Source organism: Bacteroidales bacterium (genome assembly GCA_035342335.1).
Taxonomy (GTDB): Bacteria; Bacteroidota; Bacteroidia; order Bacteroidales; family JAGONC01; genus JAGONC01.
Window position 1 is genome coordinate 196,984 of sequence record DAOQWY010000004.1, and the last position, 8,917, is coordinate 205,900.

Annotated in this window: 10 protein-coding genes; 6 read left to right on the plus strand and 4 right to left on the minus strand. The window is 50.6% G+C overall.

The window, feature by feature from the left end; translation table 11 throughout:
* The first annotated feature begins 130 nt into the window (after positions 1-130).
* A complete protein-coding gene (locus PKI34_03685; protein ID HNS16905.1) occupies positions 131-595 on the plus strand; it encodes a hypothetical protein in 465 nt (154 codons plus the stop codon).
* On the plus strand, positions 592-1,818 hold the full coding sequence (locus PKI34_03690; GenBank protein HNS16906.1) for a pitrilysin family protein: 1,227 nt from the start codon (positions 592-594) through the stop codon (positions 1,816-1,818). The genes PKI34_03685 and PKI34_03690 overlap by 4 nt, the downstream gene beginning before the upstream one ends.
* Positions 1,819-1,874: 56 nt before the next feature.
* On the opposite strand, the gene purE is transcribed toward PKI34_03690, so the two are convergent.
* Positions 1,875-2,396 carry a 5-(carboxyamino)imidazole ribonucleotide mutase gene (gene purE, locus PKI34_03695; GenBank protein ID HNS16907.1) on the minus strand — a complete coding sequence of 174 codons (522 nt, stop codon included), beginning with the start codon at positions 2,394-2,396 and terminating at the stop codon, positions 1,875-1,877.
* 107 nt (positions 2,397-2,503) lie between these two features.
* Here purE and PKI34_03700 point away from each other — a divergent pair, with 107 nt between their 5' ends.
* From PKI34_03700 to PKI34_03715, 4 genes are all read left to right on the plus strand, one after another.
* Positions 2,504-3,046 carry a phosphoribosyltransferase family protein gene (locus PKI34_03700; GenBank protein HNS16908.1) on the plus strand — a complete coding sequence of 181 codons (543 nt, stop codon included), beginning with the start codon at positions 2,504-2,506 and terminating at the stop codon, positions 3,044-3,046.
* 118 nt (positions 3,047-3,164) lie between these two features.
* A complete protein-coding gene (locus PKI34_03705; GenBank protein ID HNS16909.1) occupies positions 3,165-3,746 on the plus strand; it encodes an adenylate kinase in 582 nt (193 codons plus the stop codon).
* 66 nt (positions 3,747-3,812) lie between these two features.
* Complete coding sequence (obgE, locus tag PKI34_03710) at positions 3,813-4,808, plus strand: GTPase ObgE (GenBank protein ID HNS16910.1); 996 nt, start codon at positions 3,813-3,815, stop codon at positions 4,806-4,808.
* A gap of 128 nt (positions 4,809-4,936) precedes the next feature.
* Entirely contained in the window at positions 4,937-5,515 is a 579-nt protein-coding gene (locus tag PKI34_03715; protein HNS16911.1) for a phosphatase PAP2 family protein, read from the plus strand.
* Here the strand turns inward: PKI34_03715 and PKI34_03720 are convergent.
* From PKI34_03720 to PKI34_03730, 3 genes are all read right to left on the minus strand, one after another.
* Positions 5,512-5,973: a pyridoxamine 5'-phosphate oxidase family protein gene (locus tag PKI34_03720; protein HNS16912.1), complete on the minus strand. Its 462-nt coding sequence runs from the start codon at positions 5,971-5,973 to the stop codon at positions 5,512-5,514. The genes PKI34_03715 and PKI34_03720 overlap by 4 nt on opposite strands.
* Positions 5,970-6,362, minus strand: a complete 393-nt coding sequence (locus tag PKI34_03725; protein HNS16913.1) for a phage holin family protein — start codon at positions 6,360-6,362, stop codon at positions 5,970-5,972. Before PKI34_03725 ends, PKI34_03720 begins: the two co-directional genes overlap by 4 nt.
* Positions 6,359-8,917: hypothetical protein (locus PKI34_03730; GenBank protein HNS16914.1), on the minus strand; the 2,559-nt coding region annotated here is incomplete at its 5' end. The genes PKI34_03725 and PKI34_03730, both read right to left, overlap by 4 nt.

Consider the following 8,917-nt stretch of genomic DNA (forward strand, 5'->3'; position numbering starts at 1 on the left):
GCTGTAAATATAAGAATTTTATCCAAATTTGCGCTTAATACATCCCTGCATTATGAAACAATCATTGTTTACGATTTCATGTCTTTTGACATTATTTATCATATCATGCAATCATTCTCAATCGCGTAAAATGGTCCTCATCACCGAACGGATCCAGTATGACGTGGATATTAAAAGTCCGGATCCGGATTTTGACTGGTGGGTCCAGAACATTGAAGGTTCCAAAAGAGAAGTATTCATCCGGCAAGTGATGGATGCCGCTTATGAGGGGAAGGTGAGAACCTTCAGTTATTTTAACGAACCGCTGACTCCGCAGCAGGTGAGGGAAATCGGATTTCAGGCCGACACGCTTACGTTTCAGCGGACAGTGCCACCCTACGACTTTTATGACACTGTTGTCGAGCGCAGGATCAATTTTCAGGATATAACCCGCTTTCGATTCCTGGAAGAATGGTACATGGATCCCAAATCCCTCGGGATCACCAAGAAAGTGGTAGGTATTGCACCGGTCCTCCGCAGGTACACAGAAACCGGTGAGTGGATGGGTTACATGCCGCTTTTCTGGATTTATTTCGATGAAAATTACCCCCGATGAATTATTTCGAATACAGATTACCCAATGGGATCAGGCTTGTTCACGCACCGGCTGACAGTCCGGTGGCCCATTGCGGCATTTACATAGGTGCCGGCAGCAGGGATGAGGATGAAAAGGAACACGGACTGGCTCATTTCATTGAGCATGCCATCTTTAAGGGTACCAAAAAGCGCAAGGTCTACCATATCCTCAGCCGCCTTGAAAATGTAGGGGCTGACCTGAATGCGTTCACAACAAAGGAAGAAACCTGCATCTATGCCTCCTTTCAGAAAGCATACTACGAGCGTGTACTGGAGCTGATCTATGATATCACGTTCTGTTCGGTTTTCCCGGATAAAGAGCTGGCCAAAGAGAAAACGGTCATCATGGATGAAATAAGCTCTTATAAGGACGCTCCTTCGGAACAGATCTTCGACGATTTTGAAGAGCTGGTCTTTGCCGGTCACCCCCTGGGAAGAAATATTCTGGGAACGAAGAAGAACCTGAAACGGTTCACGCAAAATCACATCAGGCAGTTCATCCACCACCATTACCTTCCTGACCAGATGGTCATTTCTTCTGTCGGGAACATCTCTTTTTCCAAGCTGATCAGGATCGTCAGCAAATACTTTGAGAACCTACCTTCAGGGGATCAGCCCCTTCAAAGGAGGGCTTTTTCAGATTACAGACCGGTGGCCAGGCAGGTCAGGAAAAGTACCTATCAGACCCATTGCATCATAGGAAACCTAGCATACGAATTCAGTGATCCCCGCCGGACGCCGATGGCATTGCTGAACAACATCCTGGGCGGGCCCGGGATGAACTCAAGGCTGAACCTCTCCGTCCGTGAGAAGCATGGCCTCACCTATAATATCGAATCAGGCTACACGCCCTATACCGATACGGGCCTGTTGACCATCTACCTGGGGATAGAGAACGGACTGCTCGACAGGACCCTGCACTATGTTGACCTTGAACTGGAAAAGCTCCGGAAGATCAGGCTGGGCCCCAGCCAGATGAACATCGCCCACCGGCAGTTTGAGGGACAGCTGGCCATTGCATGGGAATCCAACCTGGGCAGGATGTTGTCGATGGGCAAGAGCATCCTGGTGATGAACAGGGTGCAATCGCTTGAAGAAATGTGCGGCCAGATTGAATCGGTCACGGCAGGTCAGCTGCTGGACATTGCCAATGAAGTGTTCGATCCCGGCCGTATGAGCCGCCTGACCTTTCTGTCGAGATAACCGGAAGCCTGTAATGGTTCAGGGTCCGTGAACGGATCATTCCGTTCCGGCCGGACTCAGAAATTTTTTTCGGAAGCGCACTTAAATTTGAAATTCACTTTTTGCAGTTCCTGATTGGCCTGCTCGATTTTCTTTTTCAGATCCTGTTTCAGGAGGGTGATCTTTTCCATAAGATCACTGTCGCCGGTGGCAATGATCTGGGCGGCCAGTATTCCGGCATTTCTGGCAGCGTTGATTCCCACCGTTGCCACGGGAATGCCCGGAGGCATCTGCAGGATGGAGAAAACAGCATCCAGTCCTTCCAGGGTGACTTTGATGGGAACGCCAATGACGGGCAGCGGTGTCAGGGCAGCAACGACGCCCGGCAGATGGGCCGCCATTCCCGCACCTGCGATGATCACTTTTACTCCGCGATGGCAGGCGCTTCGTGCAAAAACTTCGACCAGCTCAGGTGTCCGGTGAGCCGACAGGGCATTCATTTCAAAGGGGATCCCCAGCTCATCCAGGACCCTGGCAGCCTCTTCCATCACCGGCAGATCGGAGGTACTGCCCATAAGGATACTCACCAGTGGTTTCATTTTCTGTTGCATTTTGGACGAACAAATTTATGTTATTTTCTTGTCTGGTCATTCTTAAGTCCTATATTTGTAAGAAATGTTCCTGAACGTTCAAACCCTCCTGCTCCATGAAAACGATCAAGGTCAAGGACAAGGAATTCAGCCCGTTTATTCCTGAGGCAAAGATACAGCGGGCTGTCAAATTAATCTCCAGGCAGATCAACCGGGACATGACCGGAAAAGTACCTCTTTTTCTTGTCATCCTGAACGGCGCATTCATCTTTGCCTCCGACCTGTTGAGAAGGATCAACCTCGACTGTGATATCACCTTTGTCAAACTGGCGTCTTATGAAGGGACGACCACCACATCAACGGTCAGGGAGCTTATCGGACTGGGAGAAGTGGTTAAGGACCGTACCATCATCATCGTGGAAGATATTGTTGATACCGGTATCACCATTGAGCACGTCATCCAGATGCTGAAAAAGATGGAAGCAGCAGATGTCAGGGTTGCTGCCATGTTCTTCAAACCTGACGCGTTCCGGAAAGATTTCCGGATTGATTACAAGGGAATGGATATCCCGCCGGATTTTGTGGTGGGTTACGGACTGGATTATGATGGATTCGGACGAAATCACCCGGCATTGTACCGTTTAATCCGCACGGAATAATGATAGTTCATGTTTCATAGTTCATGCTTCATACTCATTAAATGTCATTCATGGTCATTCATGGTCATTGTTGGTTATTTATAGTTATTTGTAGTTATTAATTGATAAACAGGAGATTATGTTTAATTTAGTGTTATTTGGACCGCCGGGAGCGGGAAAAGGGACGCAATCCATTCAGATTGCAGAAAAATATCATCTGGCGCATATTTCAACCGGCGATATCTTCAGACGTGAAATTAGAGATGAGACGCCTTTGGGATTGCGGGTAAAGGGCATCATTGAAAAGGGTGAGCTGGTTCCGGATGAACTGCTCATCGATCTTCTGCGTTCGGCCATGCATAAATATGATGGTGGCAGGGGATTCATTTTTGACGGATTTCCGAGAACGCTTCGACAGGCTGCTGATCTTGACGACCTTCTGGAGGAGGATGGTGAAAAGGTGAACCTTACGCTTGCCCTGGAGGTGGAAGACCAGGAACTGATCACCCGGCTGCTGATCCGTGCGGAGCGGGAGGGAAGGAAGGACGATACCCGGGAAGTTATCGCCAACCGGCTGAATGTTTACCAGACACAGACCAGGCCACTGATCGATTATTACAGGAAACAGGGAAAATTCCGTGCGGTTGCAGGGCAGGGGACGATTGAGGAGATTTTTGGCAGGCTCTGTAAGGAGATTGATGTATCTTTGAGTAGCCGGTAGCCAGTCAGCGGTCGGCATTTTCAATAACCTAGTACTGCTGACTGCTGACTAATAACAACCCATCCCATGTCAAATCCGAACTTCGTGGATTATGTAAAGATCTGGTGCCGTTCGGGGAACGGAGGGGCGGGATCTGTCCATTTTTACCGCACCCGGGTCAATCCGCGCGGCGGACCGGATGGCGGTGATGGTGGCAGGGGAGGCGACATCATCCTCAGGGGCAATCGCGATATGTGGACCCTGTTGCACCTGCGGTACACGAAACATCTCAAGGCAGGTGATGGCCAGCCCGGTGGCCGGCAGCTCTCCACCGGCGCCAGCGGAGAGGATGTGGTCATTGACGTACCACTGGGTACGGTGGCACGCAATACAGATACAGAAGAGATCGAATGCGAGGTCACACAACACGGCGAGAAAGTGATCCTGCTCCGGGGCGGACGGGGCGGACTGGGGAATGATCATTTCAAATCCCCGACCCATCGGACCCCACGGTTTGCTCAGCCGGGAGAACCGGGGATTGAAGGGTGGAAAATCCTGGAACTCAAAATACTGGCTGATGTCGGACTGGTCGGATTCCCCAATGCCGGAAAATCAACTTTGCTTTCGGTACTCACAGCGGCCAAGCCGAAAATAGCTGACTACCCTTTCACGACCCTGCAGCCAAACCTTGGAATCGTTCGTTACCGCGACCACCGGTCATTTGTCATGGCCGACATACCCGGCATCATCGAAGGGGCACACGAGGGGAGGGGACTGGGTTTGCAGTTCCTTCGCCACATCGAACGCAACTCCGTCCTGCTTTTTATGATCCCGGTAGATTCCCAAAATTCAATCTCAGAAGAGTACCGCATCCTGCTTCACGAGCTGGAGCAATATAATCCCGAGTTGCTTGATAAATCACGCATCCTGGCCCTGACCAAGAGCGACCTGACTGATGAGGAGCTGATCCGGGAACTGAAAAGAGAGCTGCCCGAACTCCCTTCGGTTTTCATATCTTCATTCACCCGAAAGGGACTGTACCGGCTGAAGGATTTGCTCTGGAGGGAGTTGAATCAGGAGTAGCAGGGTCTTCAGGTTCTCAGGTCTGCAGGTCTGCGGAAAGCTGGTTTGGAATTTGGGTCTTGGAATTTGTTTGGACTTTGGGATTTTGAGTATTGGGATTTATTTGTTCAATAATGATTATTAGTATCATGATTGAAAGAATAAAAGAGATCGACAAGGATCTTTTTCTCCTTATCAACGGCTGGCACAGCCCCTTCTGGGATACAGTGATGTACTGGCTGAGCGACAAATTGATATGGATCCCGCTGTACCTGCTGCTGATCTATTTCCTCATCAGGTACTATAAGAAACAAACAATAATGATCATGCTGTTCGTGGCCATCCTGATGTTTCTGAGTGATCAGTCATCCGTACTCCTGTTCAAGAACATCTTTCAGCGGCCCAGGCCCTGCCATGATCCCGCACTGGCATTCATTGTCCATACCGTCAACGGCAAATGCGGCGGACAGTTCAGTTTTGTGTCTTCCCACGCCACGAATCATTTCGCCATTGCTGTTTTCTTGATCCCGTTTCTGGGACAGAAATGGAAATATTTCACGCCCCTGATCCTGTTCTGGGCAGCCATCATTTCCTACAGCAGGGTCTATCTTGGGGTCCATTATCCCGGTGACGTGGTGGCAGGAGCGATGCTGGGGACGATGCTGGGACTGGCAGTGGCCATCATCTGCCACTACGCTTTAAAAATTCCAAATAAATCTGGGATTTAATAACCGTAAACTTTTCCCTCAAACCGCTCCACAACACATTTATATACCTTTACGTTCACCAGGGCCGGCTTGTTGAACGCAAACTCCTTCCCGGCATATTTTTGCATGATCAGGTTGAGGATCCGCGTTTTTTCCACAAGGTCTCCAATGAATTCGATACGGCCGTATGCCAGCACGCTGCGGTATTTCATGCTCCAGCTGCACGCTACCTCCAGGTGCTGGTAACGCAGCACATAATCGGTGCTGAAGGCAATGCAGACATTGTTATTCTGTTCGAGAATGGTTATTTTTTTCCCTTCCGGGGCAGAATGCAAATAGATAATCCCGTCCTCGTAACCAAAATTGAACGGTAAAACATATGGCTTGTTTTCCGCATCAACCATTCCGACGTGGCAGACCTCGCATTTATGGATGATCTCATTTATAGCTTGTCGGGAATCAAGGGTACGGCTTTTCATGTGGAATGCTTTTTCCAGGTGTTGATCAGTGAATTGATAGCAGAAATAATCAGGCTGAACAGCAATGCCCACCAGAATCCGTCCACCTCGAAACGCGCTCCGATCAGGTGGTCCGCTATCAGAATAATGACAGCGTTGATCACCAGCAGGAACAATCCCAGGGTCAGAATGGTGAAAGGGATCGTCAGAATGATGAAAAGCGGCTTCAGGAAGAAATTCAGCAGAGCAAGTACGACAGCCACAAGAATCGCTGTCCAGATGGTGTCAACATGCACGCCAGGCAAAAGGTAGGCGGTCAGCAGGATGATCACCGAAGAGATCAGGATTTTCAGGATGAAACGCATGGTCGTATTCAATTTGGTTTCAAAGGTAGTGGTTTCAGGGATCACTCCTTATAAAATGAGTTGACATCCATTGAAAACAGGAACTGAAACTGAAAGTCCGACGCCTCGGGGATGTAAATGGTTCTCAGCCCCAGGTCAAAAGGTGCCAGGAACCGCAGGATATGCATATCGGCTGTCAGGTCGATCCCCACGGACTGATAATCTTCCTTGACCACCTGCTGCTTGCTGCCGGTATGCTCCCCTTTCGCATAATCCCAGAAAACAGCCGCTTTCAGCCGTTTGAGGTAGACAACCGGACCAAGTGACAGGTCGGGATACCAGAACGGGAACTTATAACCTGCAGAGAAGCTGAAGGCTTCATCCAGGTAAATAGCTGAATACCCACGGGGATAGCTGATCAGGTCGGCAAAGCGGTATTCACCGGGATCTTTCAGCTGTAAACCGGTATAGAGCCTTATGCCGTGGTGCTTTACAAAACCGGGCAGATACACAAAGGCTTCGGCTGAACCGATCGTACCCAGCGAGCGTCCTCCGAAAGGAGTGTGCCTGAAATTCACATCGAGGGTCAGTCCCCAGCGTGGATACAGGTCACGGTAGGAAGATTCTGTCTGCCCGTAAAGGAGCAACCGGTATTCCATCACCTGGAACGTACCTGTGGGAAACCGGGGCGGAATGTTTTCCCCGTGATTGATATGCATCAACGTAACTCCGGCTGTGGGCTGCCACCCGAAGATCCACCTTGAAAGCAGGTACTGGAAAGGTATCCTGATCAATGTCCTGAGATTATCCTCTCTCCACGAATATTCAACCTCGTTCTCCTGCGTGTCCAGGTAAGAGCTTTTCCGTTTGCCGATTTCATAGGTAAGATCGAATACAGGGTAGAGACCCCGGTAGCTGAAATCAGCGAACCAGGTTCCATCTTTTTCGTTCAGATCATAACGGTACCCCAGCGTCGTGAACGTCGTACTGAGTTTATTCTGGGACATTACGGATACGCCCGGGTAAGCCTCCTGATTATCCACATCGATGGAAAAGGGACCCCAGCTGTGGATATTGAACAGGTTCGCGCCATCCCGGTAAGGTTTGGAAATATAATGTGAATCGGCAAGAGGAGCGTAATCGAAAACATATTCTTCCATGGCTGTCAGCGAGTCGGCGACAGGGGAAAGGATACTGGCCGGCATTTCAAGGAGCATCCATTCATCAGGGTTCAGTGGCAACCGTTCGATCTGGTATCCGTCGCCCGTATAACTGGAATAGTACAGAGTGCGGTTATCTGCCGTAACGAAGGCATCCGTGGCACCCAGGGATGCCAGGGTTACCTGGTAGATCCCTGAACCGGAGGTGTCCAATGCATAGATTTGATCGATCCCTGAGTAACCTCCCGTAAAATAAACGTACTGTCCGGCCGGGTGAGGCTTATAGAGTTCTGTGAACGACCAGGGGGTGAGGTTTGTCCAGGTGGCGGATGACAGATCGCAAACAAGGACCGCTTTACCTTTTTCAGAAACGCCGATCGTGACGATTTTCCGGTCGCCTTCCATCCAGCACGGCGTCATCAGGAAGGTATTTCCGGTTGCGGGGATTCGCTGGAGGATCTCCCCCGTGGCTGCATCCAGGATGACCAGATGGCTGTCGTCCAGGGCATCCAGCTCCACAGCGCCCACCTGGCTGGCGCTGTGAGACAGCGAAGGGGCAAAGATCCGCGTGCGACGGGTCAGCTCCCGGCATTCCCCGGTGCGGATGTTCAATAACCTGACCACGGAATAGCTTCGGTTGTCCCAGCGCGGATCCAGCTTCAGGGCCGACCAGACCACCAGGTCACCTGAGGCGGAAAGAGTCTGGCTGAAATTAAATCCGGGGGTATGCAGTACCGACTCGTTTCCTTCCGGGTCAATGACGACATAGCGGTTCACATCGTCCAGGCTGCTTTTCTCTGCCAGGATGCCCCTTCCCGGAATTTCAGCCGGGTGGCGGTAGTTCGTGTAGGTCGGATGGCTGGCGGAGGCTATTTTGGTTATGGATGGTGATTCATGGTTATTTGTGGTGATTGGCCCGCTACGTTGTGCTTTCTGTAATTCAGAGTCAATCGGATTGAGGCTGTCGGATTTCCATAATGAATCAAGACCGGCGAGGATGGAACGGTACAATGCTGCCTTGGGCATACCGGTGATCTTTTTCAGTGTGTAATTGAACGGGACGAGCATAAAAGGCCTGCGTGCCACCGTGTTCAACGTCTGGTCCCAGAGTTCCGGTCCATACCGGATCCTTGAGGTGCTCACCAGGTGGTAGCCAAGGATATAGTGGTCAGGAACGAAATCTTTATAAGAGCCATAGACGGCTTTATCATACGAATAGATCCCGTGGGCCGCAAGCTGACCCCGCAGCGGCATGGTAAACGAAGGATCCCTGCCTCTGCCGGAGTGAGACCAGCCGGTTTCAACGGCCACGGCATCACCTTCCAGGAACCAGAAGGGAACGAACAGGCCGATCATGGCAGCCGCAGCCTGCTCACCCAGAAGGTAATAAAGCCCCCTGGTAAATCCCTGGTGCATTTTTTCGATTTGCTGAACGTGCCGGTACTCGTGCAGGATCAGTTG

Bases quoted from the DNA above. Each gene is read 5' to 3' on its own strand.
- PKI34_03685 (HNS16905.1), top strand. From the start codon at position 131: ATGGTCCTCATCACCGAACGGATCCAGTATGACGTGGATATTAAAAGT.
- PKI34_03700 (HNS16908.1), top strand. From the start codon at position 2,504: ATGAAAACGATCAAGGTCAAGGACAAGGAATTCAGCCCGTTTATTCCT.
- obgE (HNS16910.1), top strand. From the start codon at position 3,813: ATGTCAAATCCGAACTTCGTGGATTATGTAAAGATCTGGTGCCGTTCG.
- PKI34_03715 (HNS16911.1), top strand. From the start codon at position 4,937: ATGATTGAAAGAATAAAAGAGATCGACAAGGATCTTTTTCTCCTTATC.
- PKI34_03720 (HNS16912.1), bottom strand. From the start codon at position 5,973: ATGAAAAGCCGTACCCTTGATTCCCGACAAGCTATAAATGAGATCATC.
- purE (HNS16907.1), bottom strand. From the start codon at position 2,396: ATGAAACCACTGGTGAGTATCCTTATGGGCAGTACCTCCGATCTGCCG.
- PKI34_03705 (HNS16909.1), top strand. From the start codon at position 3,165: ATGTTTAATTTAGTGTTATTTGGACCGCCGGGAGCGGGAAAAGGGACG.
- PKI34_03690 (HNS16906.1), top strand. From the start codon at position 592: ATGAATTATTTCGAATACAGATTACCCAATGGGATCAGGCTTGTTCAC.